Source organism: Holtiella tumoricola (genome assembly GCF_027857615.1).
Taxonomy (GTDB): domain Bacteria; phylum Bacillota; class Clostridia; order Lachnospirales; family Cellulosilyticaceae; genus Holtiella; species Holtiella tumoricola.
This window is the reverse complement of record NZ_JAQIFT010000008.1, coordinates 1-25,159: the sequence shown is the minus strand read 5'-3', so window position 1 is coordinate 25,159 and position 25,159 is coordinate 1. Positions and strand designations below refer to the sequence as shown.

Genomic DNA, 25,159 nt, shown 5'->3' with positions numbered 1-25,159 from the left:
CCCTTTTTTAGTCGAAAACCGTTCACATTATACATAACAGGAGGTAAGTACTATGGATTACAAACAATTAGCAAAAACCATATTGGAACTTGTAGGAGGCGAAAGTAATATTTCAGGCCTTACACATTGTGCGACAAGATTAAGATTTAACTTAAAAGATGAAAAGAAAGCAAATACAGCACAACTCAAAAATACAAAAGGTATTATGGGAGTAGTAAGTAATGGTGGACAATACCAAATCATTATCGGAAGTGATGTTGGTAGCGTATATAAAGAAATCATGGAATTAGTTGACTTAGATGGTACAATCAGTTCTGATGAAAAAGATAATAAGAAACCATTAGCAAAAGTCATTGATACAGTTTCAGGTATCTTTACACCAATCTTACCAGCTATTACAGCAGCGGGTATGATGAAAGCTGTACTTGCAATTTTAGTAGCATGTAAAGTTATAACACCAGATGCTCAAAGTTATCAAGTCATTAACTTTATGGCAGATGCAGCCTTTTACTTCTTACCAATTTTACTTGCAAGCTCAGCAGCTAAGAAATTTAAATGTAATCCATATCTTGCAATGATGCTTGGTGGTATGCTTTTACATCCAAACTTTGTAAGTATGGTAAATGTAGCTAAAGAATCAGGTGAAGCGATTAGAGTCTTTGGTTTACCAATTGCAACAGCAAGTTATGCTTCTAGCGTATTACCTATTATTTTAGGTGTATGGTTCATGTCTTATGTAGAACCTATCGCAGATAGAATTTCTCCAAAAGCAATTAAATTCTTCTCAAAACCACTTATTACAGCATTAGTAACAGGGATTATCACATTAGTTGTTATTGGACCAATTGGATATATTGTAAGTGATAAAATTGGTATGGGTATTAAAACACTTGAATCTTACTGTAGCTGGTTAGTACCTACAATTCTTGGTGGATTAACACCATTACTTGTTATGACAGGGACACACTATGGTCTTATTCCAATCGGCATCAACAATCGTATGACAATGGGCTATGACACAATTATTTATCCAGGTATGTTAGCATCAAACGTAGCACAAGGTGCAGCAAGTTTAGCAGTAGCATTTAAAACAAAAGATGAAGAAATCAAACAACTTGCTTCTTCAGCAGGTATTACAGGTGTATGTGGTATTACAGAGCCGGCATTATACGGTGTTAACTTAAGATTTAAAACACCTCTTTACGCATCAATGATTGGTGGAGCTGTAGGTGGCTTGTTCTTAGGGATCTTCCGTGTAGCAAACTTTGCAGGTGGTTCTCCAGGGGTTTTAACTTTACCAAGTTATATTGGTGGAGACGGGATGTCTAACTTCGTTTATGCATGTATCGGCGCAGCAATCAGTATTGTTGTAGCATTCGTAGCATGTTTAATTCTTTACAAAGATCCAAAGCAAGAAGAAACAAATACAAAAGAAAAGGCAACAGATAAAAAAGAAGTAGTAGCAGCTCATACAAGTGAAATGTCAACAATTTGTGCACCACTTATGGGTGAAGCAGTACCATTAAAAGCAGTAAATGACCCAACTTTTGCAGAAGAAATCATGGGTAAAGGAATGGCTATTATTCCAACTGTAGGACAACTTGTATCACCAGTAAAAGGAACAGTAACAATGATATTTGATACAAAACATGCTATTGCAGTGACAGATGAAAATGGTGTAGAGCTTCTTATGCACATTGGTTTAGATACAGTAAAATTAGGTGGAAAATACTTTAGAACACATGTATCAGCAGGAGATAAAGTAGAAGTTGGAACACCTATTGTAGATTTTGATATTGAAGGCATTAAATCAGAAGGATACGATGTTATTACACCAGTAATCATTACTAATACAGACGATTTTACAAATATCTTTGCCATTGATGACCGCTTAGTAAAATTAGGGGATGAAATCATCAAGGTGCTTAAATAATAGGACAATAGAATAAAACTAAGAGGGGACATAGCTATGTCCCCCTTTTGAGAAAAGAGGAACGAGAATGAGCGGATTAAGAAAAGATTTTTTATGGGGTGGTGCAACAGCTGCCAACCAATGTGAAGGTGGATATTTAGATGGAGGTAAAGGTCTTGGCACAGTAGATGTGATTCCTTGGGGAGAACATCGTAGAGCAGTGATGCAAGGAAAGTTACATTATAATGCATTACCAGAAGATGCATATTTCCCTTCTCATGAAGCTATTGATATGTACCATAATTATAAAGAAGACATTGCATTATTTGCAGAAATGGGCTTTAAATGCTATCGCTTTTCATTTGCTTGGTCTAGAATATTCCCAACAGGACTAGAAAATGAACCAAATGAAGAAGGTTTAGCATTCTACGAAGCGTTTATTGATGAGCTTCTTAAATACAACATTGAACCTGTTGTAACCATCTGTCACTTTGATGTACCTTTAACTCTAGAACAAGAATATGGTTCATGGAGAAGTCGTAAACTGATTGATGCTTACGTAAAATATTGTGAAGTCATCTTTAAACGTTTTAATGGGAAAGTTAAGTACTGGATGACATTTAATGAGATTAATATGCTTATGCATTTACCATTTATGGGTGCAGGTATTATGTTTAAAGAAGGAGAAAATGAGCTACAAGTTAAATATCAAGCAGCTCATAATGAACTTGTGGCTTCTGCGCTTGCAACGAAGTTAGCTCATGAGATTAATCCAGAAAATAAAGTGGGTTGTATGCTAGCAGCAGGTCAATTCTATCCATATAGCTGTAAGCCAGAGGATGTATTAGAAGCTATGGAGAAAGATAGAAATAACTATTTCTTTATAGATGTTCAATCAAGAGGAGCTTATCCAGCTTATGCTAAAAAATTCTTAGAAAGAAATAATATCCAATTAGAAGTTGGTGCAGATGATGAACGTATTTTAAGAGAAAATACTGTAGACTATATTGCCTTTAGCTACTATACATCAAGACTTGCAAGTAAAGATCCAAATGTGGGAGAAAGAACCGCAGGAAATGTTATTGCGACACTTAAAAACCCACACTTACAAGCGAGTGAATGGGGATGGCAAATTGACCCATTAGGGCTTAGAGTAACAATGAATGCCTTATATGATCGTTATCAAAAACCACTTTTCATCGTAGAAAATGGATTAGGTGCAGTAGATGTACTGGGTGAAAATGAGACAGTAGAAGATGATTATCGTATTGCTTATTTAGAGGCACATATTAAAGAAATGATTAAAGCTGTTGAATTAGATGGCGTTGATTTATTAGGTTATACGACTTGGGGATGCATCGATTTAGTTAGTGCATCAACAGGAGAAATGAAAAAACGTTATGGCTTTATTTATGTAGATAAAGATAATGCAGGTAATGGAAACTTAAAACGTTACAAGAAAAAATCATTTGATTGGTACAAAAACGTTATTGCTAATAACGGGTTATAATAAATAGAAAATAGGGTGTCTATTCAGACACTCTATTTTTTGTATAAGGAATTATTGTTCCATAGGAGGAAACAGATACTATAGATTATCTCTAGTAACTAAATGATTATAGAAATATAAGGAGATTAATATAGGGTAATAAGATTAAATAAAGGATAGATTATATTATTATAAATAGAAGATATATAAAATGTAATTAAATAAAAGATAAGATTTAAAAGTAAACTTAGTAAAAGTAAAAAGGTTTACTAAAAAGAGGGGATAGGTTATGATATAACTATCAAGAAATTAATGGAGGGATTAAGATGAAGGGAAAGATTACGACAAAAGAGATGACACTTGTAGGTCTAAGCGCTGCATTGATGGGTGTATTTTCACAGTTAGCTATTCCATTTCCAACCGTTCCACTTACATTACAAGTTTTTGGGGCTGTCTTATTAGCAGTTATATTAGAAGCAAAGATATCTACATTAGCCATGATTGTCTATACGTTAATAGGAGCTATAGGTATTCCTGTATTTGCTAATTTTAGTAGAGGATTTAGCGTGATAGTAGGCCCTACTGGTGGATATATAACAGGATTTATTGTGCTTGCATTTATTATTGGAAAAGCAGCAGAGCAAAAGAATAAAAAAATACTTATATTAGGTGCTTACATAGGACTTATAATGAATTATTTTATAGGCACATTACAACTAAAAGGGGTACTTAATCTATCATTCCAGGAGGCAATGGTTGTAGGGGTATACCCTTATATTATAAAAGACCTTATTTTAACAGGGGTAGCTGTTGGGGTAGGGCTTCAAATGAAAAAGCAACTTAGAGGGATATTAAATGAAAGTATTAAAGCTTAGGCCCCATCATATAAACTGTATATTTTTTTATGAGGGAAAAGGATATAGTGAAGATTTTGTTAGCAATATGACTCAGATTGTAGAGCAGCTAAGAAAGGATAAGGAGCAGTTGGTACTGCTAGAAAAAAGAAGTGATAGCTTATGTAAGGCCTGTCCTTATCTAGAAGATTCTATATGTAGAAGTTCTCAAAAGGTAGAATTACTAGACCAAGGAACACTAGATAAATATAAATTAGAGGAATATAAGGTTTATCCTTTTAAGCAGATTATAGATGAGATTTATAGTGGCTATTCTTATGAACTTTTTAGTTCCATTTGTAGTAGCTGTGAATGGTATAAAAAAGGTGTATGTAGTAAAGATAAAATAGAAAAACAACAACGTAGTTGGATAGAGTAATAAAAAAGGTATCGCCTGAAGACGATACCTTTTTTATTACATACACCTTAATGATCAAGGAGATTAGTAAGAGAATCTTATTGCAATATGGTTAATAATATAAAGAAGTTAACGACTTCTATAATGTTTGTAGTGCTCCTGTAGAAGAAATAGGCATTACATTCTCTTGGTTATCACCAGAGTTCATACCTTTTGTGTGGATATCTTGACCAAGAACATCACCGAGCAGTGCATTATTTTCAATGCGAACATTCTGACAATAATCTAGATTGATCATATGATGACGATTACCATATGGTTCATACATATAACTTCTAATAATTTTATTATTACTAAATTCTAAACTATCTACACTGAGAGCATAGAGTACAGAATAGTCAAAAGCTGTAAAGGTATTATTTGTAATGCGGATATTTCTATGGAATGGTTTATCAAGTACTGGTTGTGGGATTTCTGGACAAATACTAATAATACCTTCACAGAATTGATACATAGAACTTACACATTCATTGAAGTGGTTATTACGAATAATAACGTCTGTACAAGCACCTGATTCATACCATTCATTGGCATCCCCAGCAATTAAAATACCTGAACCTGCTGAATCGAAAACATTATTTTCAATGATTACGTGGCGTGGTGTAGAAACCAGTACGCCACGTGCTCTACAGCTACCAAAGTAGTTATTTCTACAAAGTAAACTTGGAGAGTTTGTGAGATTTTCTAATGCATCTCCTGACTTAATCCCTTCAGGAATAACGTCTTCAAAAGTAATCTCAAACTCTGTTGGAGAAAGTAATTTAAAGTCTTTAGTTTTATTTGTTCCATAAGAAGCCATAGATAAATTTTCGATAAAGGAGATTTCATGTCCTACTTCAGACCAGCAGTCAAACCCATAAGCTTGGTGGTGAACAAAAATTCCTTTTAAGGTATGGCTATCTACCACTTTTGTAATACGTACAGAAGTACCATGAACATTAATAGGATCATCCATAAGTCCATAGAACCAACAATTTTCTACTGTAATAGAACCTCTATTATTAGAGCAATGAAGCCCATCATCATGTCCGCTTATTACACGGCGACCTTTAGAATGGTTTGGCTCAAAACGTATCCCTTTATAATGGATAGTATCACAAAATTGTGTTAAGATTCCTAAACCACCTGTATTGTGAATGATAATGTTATGGAGTGAGAGATGATCACTTTGATTTAGGAAGAGTCCTGGATGAAGACGTTTGTTATGTCTAAGAACACCGAAGTTTCCTACTGTAGGAATAGGATTAAAATTACCATGGAAACGAATAGTACCGTTTTCTAATTGTTCATGTTTAGAGCTATTGAAGAAGTCCCCAGTACGATAAGCTAATTTTTTTGTAACATGGTCAAATTCTACAAATGGGTTATAGAGTGTAGTGTTAGAAGACTCCCAGTTTTCTCCTTGGAAGCATAAAAGGTTATCTTTGATGCTATGTGGATACATCTTGGGATCAATATACATATCTACATATTCTTTGCAAGAAGCAACAACTTCACCTTCAGCAGAAAGAGGAATATCCCAGTCAATAGTAATATCTTTCACCGTAACGTTACTTGAATGGTCAATAGCAATAGGTGTAGTTTGGCCAGCATAGATAAAAGTACTACCAGCACCATCTAAAATGATATTATCCATATCTTTAATTAGAATGGAAAGATGACGTGGATTTTCTTGATCTGTATTAGAAAAATAGTAGTCAGCTTGTATAGCCTGGTCAGAAGAAAAATGATAAGTACCTTTTTCTAATACGAAGTGGGCGTGGCTTGGATAAACTGCAAACATTTTGGCAAAAAGATTGGTCATGTCCTGGCTTGTATTTGGTAAGATACCAAAATCTTTAGCATAAATCTTGTTAAGTGTTGTCATAGTAATCTCCTTAAGGATTGTTGAATTATCTTAACTTTATAAAAGAGTAAGGCTGATTTTTTAATAGATGAATGGAAGTTGTACGATGGTTATAATGTACAGTTAGTGTTTGTGAAATAGGAGATACAAAAGTAGTATCTAAAAGTTGTCCATCTTTCCAATTCATATTTAATGTAATATTACCTTTAATTTTAAGGCCTGTTACTTTGCCTGTATGCCATTTGTCTGGTAGAGCAGGTAGAAGATAAACTTCTCCTATATGGCTCTCAGCCAACATATGACAAATACCAGAGGTTACACCAAAGTTACCATCTATCTGGAATGGTGGATGGGCATCGAAGAGATTGGTATAAGTACCACCACCGTGATGCATTTCGGTTGAAGTATTATCTACTAAGCGAAGTTGACGTTCTACAAGTTTGAGTGCATGATTACCATCACGTAGTTTGGCCCAAAGGTTAATTTTCCAACCTAAGCTCCACCCCGTACCATCATCACCACGAACAAGAAGGCTTTGTTTACTTGCTTCTACAAGTTCAGGTGTTGCTTTAAAGCTAAATTCCTCACCAGGGAATAATGGATAAAGGTGTGATACATGACGATGTGTTTGGTCTGTCTCAGCAAAGTCATTTGACCATTCGATAAGTGTACCGCGTTCGCTTATTTGGTAAGGAAGAAAATGAGCAAGTTGAGTGCTTAATGTAGCTTGAATGTCATCATCAAGACCAAGGATAGCTATAGCCTCTAAGCAGTTTTTGAAGGTTTCTTTAACGATGGCAGTAGTCATAGTTGTTGTTTCACATACACTTAAAGACTGACCGTTATGGTTAAAGCAGTTTTCTGGTGACGTAGACATTGGCAAGAAGTAGTGACCATCTGAATCTTGAACGAGTAAATCACTATAGAACCAAGCTGCACCTTTTAAAATTGGATAAATTTCTTTTAAGAAATCTTGATCTAATGTATAGAGATAGTGTTGGTAAAGATGTGTACTCAACCAACCACTTCCTAAGTTCCAATAGCCATAAACAGCACTACCAGCACCATGATTGCCTACAGGTGTTGTTTGTCGCCAAAGGTCAATATTGTGATGGGCTACAAAACCAGAAGCATTGTAATATTTTTTAGCTGTTTCTTGTCCCTTGATACTAATGTCATGAATTAAGTCAAAGAGAGGTGTATGAAGTTCTGAGAGGTTACATACTTCACTTGGCCAGTAATTCATTTCAGTATTTATATTGACTGTATAGTTAGAACTCCATGGTGCACGAAGCTCCTCATTCCATATGCCTTGAAGGTTAGCTGCTTGAGTACCAGGTCTGGAACTAGAAATAAGTAAATAACGTCCATAGTGGAAGAGTAGAGAAGCCAGACCGGTGTCAGATTGATCCTGGGTGAAAGCTTTAAGACGCTCATCTGTAGGAAGAGCCTCTTGCTCACTTGTAGGAAGTTCTAGTGTTACACGGTTAAAGTAATTTGTATAATCAGCAAGGTGTAAAGCTTTTGCAGTAGCAAAATCAATAGCAGTAGCTTGTGCTAATGTATTGTCAAGATAAGCTTTGTAGTCGATGCCTTCTAGATAAGGGTGTTTAAATGCGCCATTAAAGCTTGTTTTAGCACTGAGTACAATAGTAATGGTTGTAGCATTTTCAACCACTATCCCATCATTGTTGTAAGAACACACACCATCTTCAGTAAGCACTTTTAGGGTAGTACCAAAACGCATACCTTTTCTTTCAGGTTCATCAAAGTAGAGAACGCCTTCTTCAGGTAGGCAATGTACATAGTTTGGTTCTACGTGAGATGGAGCAATGCCATCTAATTCAATGCCATCGTTTTGGACTTGAACTTTAGCATTTAAGGGACTAGTAAGGTTGATTGTTGTAGATAAAAAACCTTTAGTACTACTTGTTAAATGGATATAGAGTGCATCGTGAGGTGCACTAATAAAAGATTCTTGGTAGATTGTAGTATTACCAATAGTGTACTGGGTCGTGTGACAAGCTGTTTCTAAATCTAACGTACGCGTATAGTTTGTTATCTCAAGAGCTGGATCAAAAGGAAAAGATAAGCTAAGTTCACCAAGAGGTAGATAGGCCTCTGTCCAACCTCCAAGTAACTTGTCTTCTAAGATTTTTTCGGCTTCTTGATAGTCTTGGTTTAAAGTTGCTTCTTTAGCTTGTTCATAAGCAGTTGCATCATTGACAAGATGAAGATCACGAGGGTAGCCTGACCAAAGTGTATCGTCATTAAGCTGAAAACATGTTTTATAAATACCACCGTCTACCATAGCACCTAAATGGCCATTCCCGAGAGGAAGTGAATGAGTCCATATAGGAGAAGGTTGTTTGTACCAAAGTTTAAGTGTGTTCATCTGTTATGACCCCTTTAAGAAGTATAATAAAATATAAAAATATAGTTGTTCATAAATTTATAAGATAAAGATAGAGCATCTTATACTCCTCAAATTATTTTTAACTATAGAGGTTTCAAAATAATTTAAGGAGTGAAGAATAGCTATTTAAATATTATCCAAGGATAGCATGATCGATAAATTCGATACTTGGTTCTTTAGTACCATGTTGTTCAAAGATAACAATTTCATTTGCACCTTCTTTAAGTAAGCCACTTGGTACAAATAATGTTTCTTGTGGTCCTATATTCCAGTAACGACCAATATTGAATCCATTAATAACTACAAAACCTTTTGTTAAGTTTTCAAATTTAAGGAAAGTATCAGCCACTTCATCTACCATAAGTGTAGCTTGGTAGAAACATGGTTTATCAGTTTCAGAAATACCTTCTTTAAATGCTACATTTGATAAGTCTTTCATATCTAAGTTGTAAACGTCGTATCCAAAAGTAAAGCAGCCGCCTAGAGTAATTCCTTCAGAAACCCCTTTATAATCTTTAAGTCTAGGACCATAGTTAACACGTCCTAAGTTTTCTACAAGTACATCAAGTTGTACACCATCTTTAGGAATAGGGAAGGATAAGTTTTGTTCTTCTCCTCTCATATAAATACCAAGTTCCTTATTGTCTACAAAGATTTGAGCACGGTCTCTTACTTCTAATAATCCAATATGTAATTCTTGACGAGGACCTTCTACATGTTTGCGGTAAAGGATATAACCATAGTCTTGTCCCCAGTGTTCCATGTTGCGTGCATTGGCAGATTCATGTTTTGTAGCTAAATGATCTAAGTTATCGAAAAGTAGCGCTTGTTTTTCAAATTGAACTTTACCATAAGCTTTCTTAGTTGTATTAGCAGGCACTTCATATGGGATTTCGCCGAAGTGTTTTTCAAGGCATTCACGTACTTTAAGATAAGTTTCTGTAATATCACCAGCTTCTGTAAGAAGTGCAGAGTAATCATAGCTTGTTGCTGTAGGTAAGTAACCGCCATCGTTGTCATAGTAGTTTGCCCCATTATAGAAGCCAAAGTTAGTACCACCATGGAACATATAGAAGTTAATATGCGCTTGGTGTTTAATCATATCTTCTAAGACTTCTACAACCTCGTGGCTTGGACGAGTATGGTGTTCCTTGCCCCAGTGGTCAAACCAACCATCCCAGAATTCCATACAAGTTACAGGAAGGTCAGGTTGACGATTTTTAAGTTGAGAGAAGTTCCAGTCAGCTCCAGAACCAAAGTTTACTGTTTTGAATACATCAGGGAGTGTACCACCTGTAAGCATATGGTCAGGGCCACCATCAGATGTGAAAAGAAGTACATCAATACCACGATTGATAAGTCCTTCTTTAATATGGTTCAGATACTTTTTGTCGTCTCCATAACTACCATATTCATTTTCAACTTGAACAGCGATTACTGAGCCACCTCTTGTAGATTGGAAGCGTGCAATACGAGGGATAAGTTCATCAAACCAATCGTCTACATGTTTTAAATACATTTCATCATAGCAGCGAAGTACCATATTACGGTCTTGGAGTAACCAAGCAGGAAGCCCACCAAAGTCCCATTCAGAACAAATATATGGACCTGGACGTAAAATAACAGCAATTTCAAGTTCATTTGCAAGTTCTAAAAAGTATTCAAGATCAAAGTGACCATCAAATACAAATTCCCCTTTATTAGGTTCATGAAGATTCCAAGGAATATAAGTTTCCACAGCGTTAAAACCGCAAGCTTTGAGTTTGAGTAAACGGTCTTTGTAATCAGATTTGAGTAATCTAAAGTAGTGTATGGCACCACTGATAATAGGTTGTTCTTGGTTTGTTAATGATAGCATAAGTAATCCTTTCTGTGTGTCAAGTTAAATTAGTAAAAAGTTAAGTGATTTTTACTGCATAAAAAATAACTTTAACTAGATGTTTTTTAGTTAATTATAGTATAATATAAACAAAAGTATATTGTAAATTTTATTTTACAATTATTTTTGTGAAATTTTTATAACAACATGGTAGACCTACATAGATGATGACAGTAAAAAAATACTAAAAATACAGATAGGAGAAAGTAAAGATGGGAGTAAACAGTTTGGAAGTTTCACAAATGGAACTACAAGTAGCACTTACACACTGCATTAAACAGACGGAAAATGCTATGAGTAGCCTAGGGAAACAATTCAAAAAATGTGTAAGCCATAATGGATTTTATGAAGGAGGAGGAAATTATGATTGGACTGAAGGTTTTTATACCGGGGAACTTTGGTTAGCTTATGAAATGACAGGTGAAGAGAAATTTAAGGTTTTAGCACTTGATCATGTAGACAGTTTTCTTGAAAGAATAGAAAAGCGTATAGGTGTAGATCACCACGATATGGGATTTTTATATTCTTTATCTTGTGTAGCAGCTTATAAGTTAGTGGGATCAGAAGCGGGAAAGCAGGCAGCCCTTCTTGCAGCAGATAATTTGATAAGTAGATTCCATGAAAAAGGGGAATTCATTCAGGCTTGGGGAACACTTGGTGCACCAGATAACTACAGGCTCATTATTGATTGTCTACTTAACTTGCCATTGTTATATTGGGCAACAGAAGTAACAGAAGACAAAAAGTATGAAGAGATTGCCAGAAAACATATTCAAACTTGTCTTAAACATATTGTAAGAGAAGATCATTCAACTTATCATACCTACTACTTTGATCCTGAAACAGGGGATGGAGTAAGAGGGGTTACAGCGCAAGGCTATAGAAATGGATCAGCTTGGGCAAGAGGGCAAGCATGGGGCGTTTATGGCCTAGCTCTAAGCTACAAATACATAAAAGATGAAAGTTATATTGAACTTTTTAGAAAGGTAACAGATTTCTTTATTCAACACTTACCAGAAGATTTAGTGCCTTACTGGGATTTTGACTTTACAGATGGCAGTAATGAGCCAAGAGACTCATCTTCAGCAGCAATTGCTGTATGCGGTATGCTAGAAATGAGCAAGTATCTAGAACCAGAAGCAGCGCTTTATTATCAATCCACTGCAAAGAAAATCTTAAAATCTTTAATCGATAATTATTCAGTAAAGGATACTAAGATTTCTAACGGGCAACTTTTGCATGGAACTTATGCAAAACAATCTCCTTATAATACGGTACAAGATAATGGTGTAGATGAGTGTAATGTATGGGGAGATTATTATTATGTAGAAGCTATAGTAAGACTATTAAAAGACTGGAAGTCGTATTGGTAGAAGGGGGCAAGACTTTGAAATATTTTTATGACATGCCATGGTATGTAGAAGAAGCCTTTGTAAAAAGAGGGGTTAAGGAAGAAGGCTTGCTTTACTGTGCTAAGGCAGACTTAGATGAAGAAGGTTGTTATATAGATGTACATCTTACTTTTGACAAAGATCAGCTGTATATCTTAAAGGGTTATGAAAAGATAGATGTAGAACAATTTGAAGTAGAATCTTATGAAGAAATACCATTAGACAAAATAGAAGATTTAAGTATTTATCGCTATAGTACAACAGCTATTTTGCTTATGACTACAAAAGAGGGGGAAAGACCTCTTGTAAGATTCTCATTAGGGATGAGTGACGTCTTTGACAAGTTTAAAGAACGCTTATTAAAAACAAAAAATAAAGAAACAATTGATGATACGTTACTTGAAGAGATACAAACGCACTGTCCATTATGCCATACAAGATACCCAAATCAAGAGCGTAAAGTATGTCCGAATTGTATGGATAAGCAAACAACTTTTAAAAGGTTACTTAAAAAGTACCTTAACTACAAAAAAGAATTTATAACTGTTATGGTTATGATTACATTGAGTACTATCTTTAACTTAATTGCACCATACTTTAGTACACGCCTTTTATATGATGAGGTACTTACAGAAGGTGGAGGCTGGTATGGAAAGGTAACATTGATTGTTATCTTAATTGCACTAGTTAAATTGATCGGTGTTATTTTATCCATGGTATATGGACTCATTTTAGCACACATTACACCAAAGATTACAAGAGATATTAAAGTAGAGATTTTTTCTAAGTTGCAAACATTACCTGTAGCATTCTTTTCTAGTAAACAAACAGGTTCTCTTATGACAAGAGTTGAAAATGATGCCATGAACATTTATTGGTTTTTCGTAGATGTATTGCCTTATGGGATTGTAAGCTTTGTAACCATAGTAGGGCTACTTGGTATTATGCTATGGATTAGTGTAGAGATTACCCTTGTTATGTTTGGATCAGTTATTTTGATTACAATGATTCTAAAGAACTTTAGAAAAAAACAAAGAAAATTATGGCGCAGAAGACACCGTGCTGTTAAGGGAACACAAGCCGTTGTAAGTGAATCCTTAAATGGGCAACGTGTAGTCAAAGCCTTTGCTAAGGAACATGAAGAAGTAAGAAGATATGATGAAAAGAATAAAGAGTTTTATCATGTAAGCTATCAAATAGGGGATCGCACAGCTTATATGATGCCTAAGGTACGTTTGATTTATAGATTTTCAAACGTAGCAGTATTAGCTATTGGTGCATTTTCAATTATTTTTGGAAGTTTAACATTAGGTAGCTTATACATACTCTTTTCCTATACAGGGATGATTGAAAGCTCAGTCATGTTCTTTGCAAATATTGGGAATAGATGGTCTAACTGTATGGATGCAGCATCTAGAATGTTTGAGATCATTGATACAGTGCCAACTGTGACAGAGAGTGAACATCCTGTACCTTTAGAAGAAATTCGTGAATCCGTAGAGCTTAAAGAAGTAAGTTTTGAGTATGAAGTAGGTCGCCCTATTATTAAAGATATTTCACTTCGTGTAAAAGCAGGTCAAATGTTTGGGATTGTAGGAAAGACCGGTGCTGGTAAATCAACTATTATCCATCTCATTTCACGTCTTTACGATCCAACAAACGGTGAAATCTTAATAGATGGTGTAAATGTTAAAGAGATTAAAAATCATGATTTAAGAAAACATGTAGGTATTGTTTCTCAAGAAACCTATTTATTTGTAGGAACTATAGCAGATAATATCCGTTATGCAAATCCAGATTCAACTATGGATCAAGTTATTGAAGCGGCTAAGGCAGCTTATGCTCATGAATTTATTATTAAGCTTCCAGATGCCTATGACACCATTATTGGGGCAGGAGGTGTTGGGTTATCTGGTGGAGAAAGACAACGTTTATCCATTGCTCGGGCAATCTTGCAGAAGCCTTCACTGCTTATTTTAGATGAAGCGACTTCAGCTATGGATACGCAAACAGAGAGAAAGATTCAAGAAGCAATTGATGAATTAAAAGAAGGCTGTACAATTATTGCCATTGCACATAGACTTTCAACCTTAAGAGATGCAGACCAACTGGCAGTTATAGAAGATGGGAAGCTTCTAGAACAAGGTACACATGAGGAACTCATTGAACAAAAGGATAAATATTATGACTTATACCAGCTTCAAGCAGAAGCAATCAAATTTATGGAAGAAGGACAGATAAGCGTATGATTCAAATAGAAAAGATGCCAAGTGGATTTTTGAAGGTTATAAAAGATGGGGAAACTTATGAAAAAGTCAATGTTGTAAGACTGTTTCCTTATCAATATGAGAAAAAATATATTGCATTGTTAGACCAAGAGAATAAAGAAATTACAATTTTAAAGGATCTCAATGACTTAAAAGAAGAAGAACGTACTTTGCTTTTAGACTACTTAAGCTACAAATACTACATGCCAGAAATCACAAAAGTAAATCAAGTAAAAGAAAAGATGGGCTTCTTATATGTAGACCTTGATACAACAGCAGGAAAAAAAGAAGTATGTATTGCAGACTTTGTAAGTAATATCCGTTTAATTAAAAATAAGATTTTAAGTATTACAGATGTAGAAGGAAATAAATATCGCATTAGTGATTTCAATACATTAGACCAATTGAGTAAACAGAAGTTAGACGTATTTTTATAATCTAATAAGTTTAGAGGGAGAAAATCTATGAGACTGAAATTTGAACTTCCCATAGAGGTAAGCCGTGAAGTAGAAGGGGACATTCTCTATGCCCTTCCTTTTGACCTGAGTTTTGATGGCAAAAGTGAGGAAGGTAATGTTGTTATAACTAAAAGTCTATTTTATATTTTTAAAAATAAAGTGTTAGAGGCAAGTTATCCATTAGAAAAACTACAAGATTGTGAAGCAAAGCAACTTGTAGGAAGTGGATTGTTTAGTGCAAAAATAGATGAAGAAGAACAGATGATTTGTGGTTTTAAACCGAAATGGTTTAAGCGCTATGTTGAACTTGCGAAGCTTATCAATTATTACCACAAGACAGGTGAGCACAGCACTTATGAAGAAGAGCAAGAAGAATATATCTGTCCGAAATGTGGTTTCCCACTTTTAAATGGGAGTAAGACATGTTTTAAATGTCAAAGTAAAACAAAAGTACTGAGAAAGATTTTTGCAATTGGTAAAGATTATAAGAAGGTCTTTTTATATACCTTACTTGGAACACTTGTAATGGAAGTGCTTTGGATTGTTAATCCGTACATATTACGTGTCATCATTGATGATTATATTGTACCAAAGAATCAAAATGTGCCACATCTTTTGATACTATTAGCTGTTTATTTAACTGTATTTGCAACCATTACTTGGTTTGAACGCTTTGTTATGAAGTGGACCAATCTTCTTTCAAATAGTATTTCAAGAGATTTACGTAATCAAGTATTTGTAAAGATTCAAGAGCTTTCATTAAGTACAGTATCTAACCGTACACCAGGGGAGTTAATGAATCGTATTAATAGTGATACAGAGAAAATACAAGAGTTTATTTCAAACTATGGGCGAGATGCCATTAATCGTATCTTTTCCTTGATTGTATTAAGTATTCTACTCTTTGTGATGGATTATCGTTTAGCACTTATGGTATTAGTACCCCTTCCACCTGTTTTATATGCAGTTACAAAAATGCAGGATAAGATGGGACTTAGATATTGGAAACAATGGCGTAAACATGAAAAGGCAAGTAGTGCACTCCATGATATTTTAAGTGGTATTCGTGTTGTAAAAGCCTACGGAAATGAAGAAATTGAAATTAAGAAATATACGGAAAATGTAGACCAAGTTAAAGATGCCATGATTAATGCAGAAACACTTTGGTCTAAGTTTTATCCTTACATAGGATACTTAATGGGACTTGGAGAGTTTTTAGTTCTATGGATGGGTGGTTACTTAGTATTAGGTGGAAAAATGCAACTGGGGCAACTGATTCAGTATACAACTTATATTACTATGATTTATGTACCTCTAAGATGGGCGATTCAACTTCCAAGGGTATTTGCAGATGTATTTGTAAGTGCAGGGAAAGTCTTTGAACTTCTAGATGAAGAATGTGAGATGGAAGAGATTGATGAACCTATTAAAAAGGAAATCATAGGAGATGTAGTTTTCCAAGATGTAAGTTTTGGTTATAAAGTTTATGAACCAGTACTCAAAGATGTATCCTTTGAAGTTAAGGCAGGAGAAATGATAGGGATTGTAGGGCATTCAGGAGCCGGTAAGTCAACGCTTATTAACTTATTAATGCGCTTGTATGATGTAGCAGATGGCAAGATTACAATTGATGGTATAGATATTAGAAGTTACTCGACACAGGCTCTAAGAAGTCAGATCGGTGTTGTACTTCAAGAGACATTCCTCTTTGAAGGAACGATTATAGATAATCTCCGTTATGCTAAACCAGATGCAACACTTGATGAAATTATAGAAGCAGCTAAAGTTGCCAATGCACATGAGTTCATTGTTAAGCTACCAGATGCTTACCATACAGTAATTGGTGAAAAAGGCCATACTCTATCAGGTGGAGAAAGGCAACGCGTTGCTATTGCTAGAGCTGTACTTCATAATCCAAAGATTTTAATTTTAGATGAGGCAACTTCAGCACTAGATACAGAGACAGAAAAGAAAATTCAAGAAGCATTAGAAAGACTTAAACAAGGTAAAACAACCTTTGCTATAGCTCATAGGCTTTCTACTTTGCAAAAGGCCAATAGACTTCTTGTTATTGATAAAGGAACATTTGCTGAAATGGGAACACATGAAGAATTATTAGAGAAAAAAGGTATTTACTACAACTTAGTTATGGCTCAAAAACAAACTACACATATGAAGCAATAAGAGGTGGGGTATGCAAACATATATTGGAGAAGGTTTAGATGAAATTGTAAGTTATTGTAAGATGTACTGTGAAGAGGAAAGTATCTTAGCTTTGAAAGTTGCAAAAGATGTACTTGGTCATAGATTCTTGTTTGAAAGCAAGTGGGAAATGGAGAGAACTTATGACGCTGTAACCTTTGAAGGAGATAATATAGGATGGGATTTAGTACCTTTTGGAGATCCAGAGTGGATGTATGCTATGAATCGCCATCGTTACTTTGTTTCACTAGCACAAGCTTATGCTCTAACAGAAAAAGAAGAGTACGTCAGTGAAGGTATTAGACTTTTGATGCATTGGATAGAACATCAACCTTTGACAGATCAAAGTCAATATACTACTTGGCGTACAATAGAGACAGGATTACGCTGTGAAAATTGGATAAAAGCTTATGAGATTTTTAGCACAAGTCCACAGTGGAATGAGGAAGTTACTATTGCTTTAAAAGAAAGTTTAAAACATCATTGTGAGCATATTTTAGCTCACAATGATGACTTTAGAAGATTGAGTAACTGGGGCGTTATAGAAAATCATGGACTATTTGTAGCTGGTGTATTTCTGGGGAATGACCATTATGTTCAAGTAGCCAAAGAACGTCTTTATAAAGCGGTACAGCTCCAAGTTCTAGATGATGGATTACATTGGGAGCAATCACAGCTTTATCACAACGAAGTTTTAAGAGCACTTGTAGATGTAGGGATATGTGCAAAAAACAATGGGATTACATTAGCCCCTCATTATCATCAAGTAGTTAATAAAATGCTAGAAGCACATATCTATATGACTAAGCCTAATCATATCCAATTAGCAAATGGAGATAGTGATGCTATGGATTTAAGGGATATATTGGTAAGAGGTGCTTACTTATATGAAAATCCTATTTATAAAGCATTAGGCTATGAAAAGGTAGATTTTGAAAGTATTTGGGATATAGGTATGCAAGGTGTAAAGGTATATGACAACCTAGAAAGCTATTATCCAGAAATTTGTTCAAAAGCTTTAAGAGAAAGTGGCAACTATTGTATGCGTCATACTTGGGATGAGGACAGTATTTATGTTCATTTTAAGTGTGGCAATCTAGGTGGAGGACATGGGCATGTAGATTTACTTCATGTAGATGTGGCTTATTTAGGAGAAGATGTCTTAAAGGATCAAGGACGTTATACTTATACAGACTCTAAAGAACGCTATAGCTTAAAAAGTGCGACAGCACACAATACAGTTGTGGTAGATGGCGTCCCATTTACTAAAATTATTGATACATGGGGCTATGGTAAAGTAGCACCTCATGTACAAAGAGAGTTTGTGAATCATGAACTTTATGATTATGTAGAAGGAGCACATCTAGGATATATGGATCTAGATGATCCTGTATTTATCAATCGTAAAGTAATTGTGATTAAGCCCAATATTGTTGTATTAGTCGATGAGTTTACTGCAAAAGAAGAGCATACTTATGAACAGTATTTTCATTTTGGAGAGGGTCATTTAGAAGTTGGGGAAGCAGTTACCTTCAAAGGAAATAATGTAAAGGCAAACTTATATCATTTACAGCCAATAGATAAAAAAGTAATAAAGGGGATAACCTCCAAGACGTATAATCAACTTCAAGCTCAACAAGTCCTTCAGACCACATTAAAGCATAAGGGAAGTGGAAGTATTATAACCGTTATGATTTTAGGAGATGTTCATAAGGAAAGTAGAGAGCAAGTAGAATATGTTCCTGTTTATACAGAGGGTAAAAAAGTACCAAATGGGCAGCATCTAGAGGCAATTAGAATTACTTATGAAAATGAAAAATATACCCTTGTTATTAAACATGACGAGACTTATAGACGTCTTTTTGTTGTAGAAGGGCAAGATGTTTATGGTAGAGTGACACTCATTAAGCAAACAGAAGATCAAACTAAAGTACATACCATTGTTGGATAAAGCTAGAGGAGGCAAATACATGCAAGTTATTGATGGCTTGGTAAGTCGTGTTCTAGGAGAAAGTGCAGCAGAGCAATTTGTGATAAGACTAGAAGATAGAAAAACACAAACAGATTACTTTGAGCTAAGTAGTAAGGATAATAAAATAGTGGTCATAGCTTCAACAGCATTAGCAGCTGCATCGGGAGTACATTGGTATTTAAAGCATTATTTAAAGATCAATTTAACTTGGTGTGGGTGTCAAAAGAAGATTGAAGGGGAATGGCCAACTTTACAAGAAACGATTTACAAGCAAACACCTTATACCTATAAGTACTATATGAATTACTGTACATATGGCTATTCCATGGCTTTTTGGGACTGGGATAGATGGGAAAAGGAACTGGATTGGATGGCTCTAAATGGTATCAATCTAGCGCTCAGCTTAGTAGGACATGAGGGAGTTTGGAGACAAACACTGATAGAACTTGGTTATAGTAATGAAGAAGCTAAAGCATTTATATGTGGTCCAGCCTTCTTGCCATGGCAATGGATGCAAAATATTGAAGGCTGGGGAAGTGACTATACAGATGAATGGTTCGAAAGACGTGTAGCATTAGCTAAGAAAATTCATATACGTATGCAAGAACTTGGGATTATACCTGCTATGCAAGGATACAGTGGAATGATTCCTAGAAATTTTAAAGAACGTTATGAAGATGTAAATACATTGCAACAAGGTTTTTGGTGTGATTTAAATAGACCAGATTTACTCATTCCAGGTACGCCTATGTTTGATAAAGTAGCAGATATTTTCTATGCTAAACAACAAGAAATCTTTGGTGTAGAGAGTCCGTTTTACTGTACTGACCCATTCCATGAAGGGGGCAATAGAGACGGATTAGATGTAGGACATTGTATCAAGATGATTCAAGATAAAATGTTACAACATGACCCACAAGCAATTTGGATTATTCAGGGCTGGGGTGGCAACCCAGATGATGTAACAGTAGAGGCATTAGATCCAAGTCATACTCTCATTTTAGACCTATGGTGCGAAGCAAACCCAACATGGAAAGAGAGAAAAGCTTATAAAGGCATACCATGGTTATGGTGCGTACTTGGTAACTTTGGAGGTAAAAATGGTCTCTATGGTAACTTGCAAGCTACTGCTAATGGTCATATTGATGCCTATCATAATGAAGAAGCAGGTAAGATGCTTGGAATAGGCATGACCATGGAAGGCATCGATAATAATTCGGTAGTATGGGATTTACTTTTAGATACCAGCTGGAACCAAGAGAAGGTTGTACTAGAAGAGTGGATAGAAAACTATATTTTAAGAAGATATGGTAAGGCATCAGAGGCTAGTAAAGCAGCTTGGAAAGTTTTAAGAGAAAGTATCTACAATTGTACAAGAAGGCAAGAAGGTGGCGTAGAAAGTATCTTCTGTGGCAGACCGAGATTAGATATTGAGAACGTTTCAACTTGGGGGCCTAAGTCTTATTACTATGACCAACAAGCTATGGTTAAGGCAAGCAAGTACTTGTTTGTAGACTATGAAATATTGAAGGATTCAGAAGGTTACTTATATGATATTGTAGATGTGACAAGACAAGCGTTATCTGATATTGGAAGATTTCAATATGAAAAATGGGTTCAAACTTATCAAAATAAAGAACTTGAAACCTTTAAAAGAGAAAGTCAAACATTTTTAGAGATGGTAGTGAAGATGGATGAATTACTAAGTGCTCATCCAGACTTTTTACTGGGAACTTATCTAGAACAGGCAAGAGCATTAGGTGGGACAGAAAAAGAAAAAGATTATTTAGAATGGAATGCTAGAACCATTATTACTCTATGGGCTAATGAGAAAGGATCGGTACTTTTACGTGATTATTCTCATCGTCAATGGGGCGGGCTCACAAAAGATTTCTATGCAAAAAGATGGGCACTTTATTTTAAGGCATTAGAAGAAGCACTTGAATCAAATACAATGTTAGAAGAGATTGACTGGTATAAGTTGGAACAAACATGGACAGTAGGTCATAATACTTATCCAACTGAACCACAAGGCAATTTGAAAGAAATTATTAAATATATTCAAGACATTTATTTTTAAGTGAATACTTATTTTGAGTAATTAATAGATTAATTTTTTAAACACTACGAAGCGTAAAAGCACATGGAGGATAGTGAGTGAAATGATTAAATTAACAGCAAATGGGATACTCGAAAGCATTACTTGGAAAGATACAACCATTCAATTTAGAGAAGATGGGTATAGAGGGCCAGCGCTTCTCATATGGCCTCATCAAAAAGAATCTGAGCCAACCTATATTATTGTAAATAAAGTAAGTGATTATAAGTTTGTAGGGAAATATGGTAAGGTGGACGTAGAACTAAGTTATGTGGAAGAAAATGAAGGGGTAGAAATAAAAGTTGCTCTCACGAATAAAGGAGAAGAAATCTTTGCACCTAAAAAGTGTGAGCTGAGACTAGGCATAGATACTTATATGGTAGGCTACCCAGAGTGGAATGATAAATTCTTCTGTACTATGTTACGTACAGAAAAGACTCATACTTGGGGATATATGCGTACACCAGCAGGCAAAGTAGTAGCTATTGCCACAAAAGGTCCAGTCGCATCATGGCATCATTGTTATAGCCGTGCAGATTATGGCGGTTCTACAACAGATACAGGACATCGTATTTATACAATGAGCTTAGACCTCTTGAATAAAGGCCCACTACCTAAACGTCACCCACAAGATTTAGACCACCTTGAACCAGGAGAGACAAAAGTTTTTGAAGTCCTCCTTAAGTTGGTAGAGAGTGAAGTAGAGATTAAACCAGTTGTAGAAGCCTATACACAAGCAGTGTTACCAACTATGGATAAGTACACTTACGAATATGGTGAAAAGCCTTCTATAAGTTGTAAGGGAGAAGTAACCTATACATCTCCTTCAGGGAAAATCTATACAAAAGAACAGATGGAAGCACTTAATGAATACGGTGTATGGCAAGTGGTTGCTTCTTATAATGATAAAGTAAGTGAAGCACTTATTTATGTAAGAAAACCATGGTCTTATTATCTCTATGAAGCACGTAAAGCCACACTGAAGTATGAACAAAAAGCAGGAACACATACAGAAGGATGGTATGGCTTCTTTTCTAGTTTCTTAGCAAGAAAGTATCAAGCAGATACAACGTTAGATAAGCAATTAGAAGAGAAGTTTGAAGAAGTCTTTAGAGTAATGCATGATATGGAGCAAATGGTACCAGTAGGTGCAGCAGAGCCAGGACGTATTCAAAATACGGCACTGATGATTAGCCTTTTAACAGATGCTTATGAGGCTACTCAAAATATAATGTACTTAGAACGTGGAGCAAGACTAGCAGAACACGTTATGAAGTATCAAAGTGCAGATGGTGCTTACCGATGCGGGTATGGGGTGCATTATACTTGTGTGATCTATATTGCTAAGAGCCTTATAGAACTTTACCAAGTAGAAAGACAAATAAAAGAAGATTACTGGCAAGACCTAGCAGATAAACATTATATAAGTATTAAGCGTGCAATAGATGAACTACGAGATTCTAGAGATGATATTCAAACAGAAGGAGAAATGACTTTTGAAGATGGTATGATTTCTTGTAGTAGTCTACAACTTGGACTTTTTGCATTAATGCAAGAAGACCAAAAGGCTAGAGCTGGATATGAAGAAGCAGCACGTTATATGTTAGAAAAACACAAGTGCCTAGAATTACAGCAAATACCAGACTGCCGTATGCGTGGTGCAACCCTTAGATTCTGGGAAACCATGTATGATGTTATGATTCCACAAAATATGATGACAAGTCCACATGGCTGGACATCATGGAAGACTTATGCAACCTATTACTTATATCGTCTAACAGGAGACAAGGCGTATCTTAAAGATACAATGGATACATTAGGCGCAAGTATGCAAGTAATTGATATTGAAACAGGAGAGTTAAGATGGGCTTTCATTGTGGACCCTTATGTGGAAGCACAAATCTTTGTCCCAAATGAGGAAGTGCCAGGGCAAGGCAAGTTGGTGTCTAAAGTAGTAGGAGAAGAGTATATCTCTATGGTATCAGATTGGTGGAAGTGTGACCAAGAACAAGTAACCCATTGCTATGCTTTTCCAAATCGTGGAGAACAAGAGGGGCGTTATAAAGGTGGTGCTTGTGATAATGATGTACATGAGCATTTTAAATGTTTAGAGGAAGTAGCGCTTACAAAAGCTTATGTTCACCAAGATCAAGAGGAACTCTTAAACTATAACTGCAAAGTAGCTCAAACAGCTGAGGGGATGTTTATTACTCCGAGTGAAGATCTAGTAGAAGAAATCGTTATCTCTATAAATGGACCTTGTACAGTACATATTGAAGGATGGGATAAAACACAGTACTTAGAAGCAGGTATGCATAGTATTCTAAGATAGTTTAAATAAAAAATCTAGTAAAGAAGAGAGAAGAGAGGGATTTAAGATGAAGAAGCCTAATATCGTTGTTATTATTTCAGATGACCATGGACATTGGTCTTTAGGATGTGCAGGAAACAAAGAACTTAAAACACCAAACTTGGACCGTATTGCCTATGAAGGTGTAAGATTTGAAAACTTCTTTTGTGCATCACCAGTTTGCTCTCCAGCAAGAGCTTCATTCTTTACAGGTAAGATTCCATCACAACATGGTGTACATGACTGGATTAGTAAAGGCCATGCTAATGAATCAGACGCTAGTGAAGGACTTTTAAAGGAGATGTACAAAGAACAAGTTGAACCAAAGTTTGGATGGATTACACAGCAGCTAAAGGGTGACCGTGGGGTCAACTATTTAGAAGGGCATACTTGTTTTACAGAAGTATTAGCTAAGGAAGGTTATACTTGTGGCTTAAGTGGGAAATGGCATTTAGGAGATAGTGGACATGCACAAGCAGGGTTTAGCTATTGGCAAACCATAGCACTTGGTGGAGACCATTATTATAATTCTGCAGTACTAGTAGATGGGAAGTTTGATATCTTGCCAGAAGGTAAATATTTAACAGACCACATTACAGATAAAGCTTTAGATTTTTTACATATGCAAGAAGGTAAAGATGAGCCATTTTATTTAAGTGTGCATTATACAGCACCTCATGCACCTTTTGATAGACATGAACATCCAGAAGAATTTTACAGTATGTATGAAAATTGTCCATGTGAATCAGTAGAAGATGAAGAAGGCCATCCATGGAGTGGATATAAAGGACATACAAAAGAGCAGATGAAGAAAGTAAAAGAATTCTGCTTAAAAGGTTACTATGCTGCCATATCTGCAATGGATAAGGGGATAGGAGATATTCTTGACTATCTTGATGCACAAGGCTTAGCAGATGATACCATTGTTTTCTTTACAGGGGATAATGGTATGAGTGTAGGTCAGCATGGGATTATCGGAAAGGGTAATGGAACATACCCACTTAATATGTATGACAGTGCAGTAAAGGTGCCAGGGCTAATCAGATATCCAAAAGGGATTAAGGCTGGGCAAGTGAAGAAAGAACTTGTAAGCCATTATGATGTTGTACCAACACTATTAGACTACTTACAAGTAGACCATAATATTGATATATCTGCTTTGCCTGGGAAAAGTTTCTTACCAATTCTAAAAAGTGAAGAGCCAGTAGATCAAGGTGAAATTGTTATTATGGATGAATACGGTCCAACCCGTATGATTCGTACTGAGGAATGGAAATACATTCACCGTTATCCATATGGAGAACATGAACTTTATGATTTAGTCAATGATCCAGGTGAAAAAGTAAATCTTGTAGATCACCCAGATTATCAAGACAAAAAAGAAGAACTCTTTGCACGTCTAGAGGGATGGTACTATAAATATGTAGATCCACGAGTAGATGGCAAAGCAGAGCCAGTCAAAGGGTTAGGGCAAATTGGACGTTGTGGTATTTATAAAGAAGGTAAGACAGTATTTATTCAGCAATAAATAGGCAAACTAGAACAAGCTCACTTTAGGTGAGCTTGTT

15 protein-coding genes are annotated in these 25,159 nt (G+C 35.5%); 12 read left to right on the top strand and 3 right to left on the bottom strand.

Annotated features, from left to right (window positions below):
- The first annotated feature begins 52 nt into the window (after positions 1–52).
- The 4 genes from PBV87_RS01210 to PBV87_RS01195 all read left to right on the top strand — a co-directional run bounded on the left by PBV87_RS01210 (position 53) and on the right by PBV87_RS01195 (position 4,673).
- Entirely contained in the window at positions 53–1,933 is a 1,881-nt protein-coding gene (locus PBV87_RS01210) for a beta-glucoside-specific PTS transporter subunit IIABC (RefSeq protein ID WP_271010860.1), read from the top strand.
- A 67-nt stretch (positions 1,934–2,000) separates the two neighbouring features.
- Positions 2,001–3,422 carry a 6-phospho-beta-glucosidase gene (locus tag PBV87_RS01205; RefSeq protein ID WP_271010859.1) on the top strand — a complete coding sequence of 474 codons (1,422 nt, stop codon included), beginning with the start codon at positions 2,001–2,003 and terminating at the stop codon, positions 3,420–3,422.
- A gap of 305 nt (positions 3,423–3,727) precedes the next feature.
- Positions 3,728–4,276, top strand: a complete 549-nt coding sequence (locus tag PBV87_RS01200) for a biotin transporter BioY (RefSeq protein ID WP_271010858.1) — start codon at positions 3,728–3,730, stop codon at positions 4,274–4,276.
- Positions 4,257–4,673: a DUF1284 domain-containing protein gene (locus PBV87_RS01195; protein ID WP_271010857.1), complete on the top strand. Its 417-nt coding sequence runs from the start codon at positions 4,257–4,259 to the stop codon at positions 4,671–4,673. The genes PBV87_RS01200 and PBV87_RS01195 overlap by 20 nt, the downstream gene beginning before the upstream one ends.
- A 118-nt stretch (positions 4,674–4,791) precedes the next feature.
- Here the strand turns inward: PBV87_RS01195 and PBV87_RS01190 are convergent, their stop codons facing one another.
- The 3 genes from PBV87_RS01190 to PBV87_RS01180 form a co-directional block, all read right to left on the bottom strand.
- Positions 4,792–6,579, bottom strand: coding sequence for an alpha-1,3-galactosidase-related protein (locus PBV87_RS01190; protein ID WP_271010856.1), 1,788 nt, complete (start codon positions 6,577–6,579; stop codon positions 4,792–4,794).
- Positions 6,580–6,604: 25 nt separating this feature from the next.
- The gene (locus PBV87_RS01185) at positions 6,605–8,953 is read right to left on the bottom strand and encodes a glycoside hydrolase family 95 protein (protein WP_271010855.1); all 2,349 of its coding nucleotides are present in this window, start codon (positions 8,951–8,953) and stop codon (positions 6,605–6,607) included.
- Positions 8,954–9,107: 154 nt separating this feature from the next.
- Positions 9,108–10,832 carry a glycoside hydrolase family 35 protein gene (locus tag PBV87_RS01180; RefSeq protein ID WP_271010854.1) on the bottom strand — a complete coding sequence of 575 codons (1,725 nt, stop codon included), beginning with the start codon at positions 10,830–10,832 and terminating at the stop codon, positions 9,108–9,110.
- A gap of 233 nt (positions 10,833–11,065) precedes the next feature.
- Here PBV87_RS01180 and PBV87_RS01175 point away from each other — a divergent pair, with 233 nt between their 5' ends.
- From PBV87_RS01175 to PBV87_RS01140, 8 genes are all read left to right on the top strand, one after another.
- Positions 11,066–12,226 (top strand): glycoside hydrolase family 88 protein, encoded by a 1,161-nt coding sequence (locus PBV87_RS01175; RefSeq protein ID WP_271010853.1) that lies wholly within the window; start codon positions 11,066–11,068, stop codon positions 12,224–12,226.
- A gap of 14 nt (positions 12,227–12,240) precedes the next feature.
- The gene (locus tag PBV87_RS01170) at positions 12,241–14,493 is read left to right on the top strand and encodes an ABC transporter ATP-binding protein (protein WP_271010852.1); all 2,253 of its coding nucleotides are present in this window, start codon (positions 12,241–12,243) and stop codon (positions 14,491–14,493) included.
- The gene (locus PBV87_RS01165; protein WP_271010851.1) at positions 14,490–14,948 is read left to right on the top strand and encodes a DUF1854 domain-containing protein; all 459 of its coding nucleotides are present in this window, start codon (positions 14,490–14,492) and stop codon (positions 14,946–14,948) included. Before PBV87_RS01170 ends, PBV87_RS01165 begins: the two co-directional genes overlap by 4 nt.
- 27 nt (positions 14,949–14,975) lie before the next feature.
- Positions 14,976–17,153: an ABC transporter transmembrane domain-containing protein gene (locus PBV87_RS01160; protein WP_053985999.1), complete on the top strand. Its 2,178-nt coding sequence runs from the start codon at positions 14,976–14,978 to the stop codon at positions 17,151–17,153.
- 10 nt (positions 17,154–17,163) lie between these two features.
- Positions 17,164–19,122 carry an alginate lyase family protein gene (locus PBV87_RS01155; RefSeq protein WP_271010850.1) on the top strand — a complete coding sequence of 653 codons (1,959 nt, stop codon included), beginning with the start codon at positions 17,164–17,166 and terminating at the stop codon, positions 19,120–19,122.
- Positions 19,123–19,141: 19 nt separating this feature from the next.
- Positions 19,142–21,223 carry an alpha-N-acetylglucosaminidase gene (locus PBV87_RS01150; protein WP_271010849.1) on the top strand — a complete coding sequence of 694 codons (2,082 nt, stop codon included), beginning with the start codon at positions 19,142–19,144 and terminating at the stop codon, positions 21,221–21,223.
- Between the two features lie 82 nt (positions 21,224–21,305).
- Positions 21,306–23,573, top strand: coding sequence for a hypothetical protein (locus PBV87_RS01145; protein WP_271010848.1), 2,268 nt, complete (start codon positions 21,306–21,308; stop codon positions 23,571–23,573).
- Positions 23,574–23,619: 46 nt separating this feature from the next.
- Entirely contained in the window at positions 23,620–25,119 is a 1,500-nt protein-coding gene (locus PBV87_RS01140) for a sulfatase-like hydrolase/transferase (RefSeq protein WP_271010847.1), read from the top strand.
- The last annotated feature ends 40 nt before the right edge of the window (positions 25,120–25,159 follow it).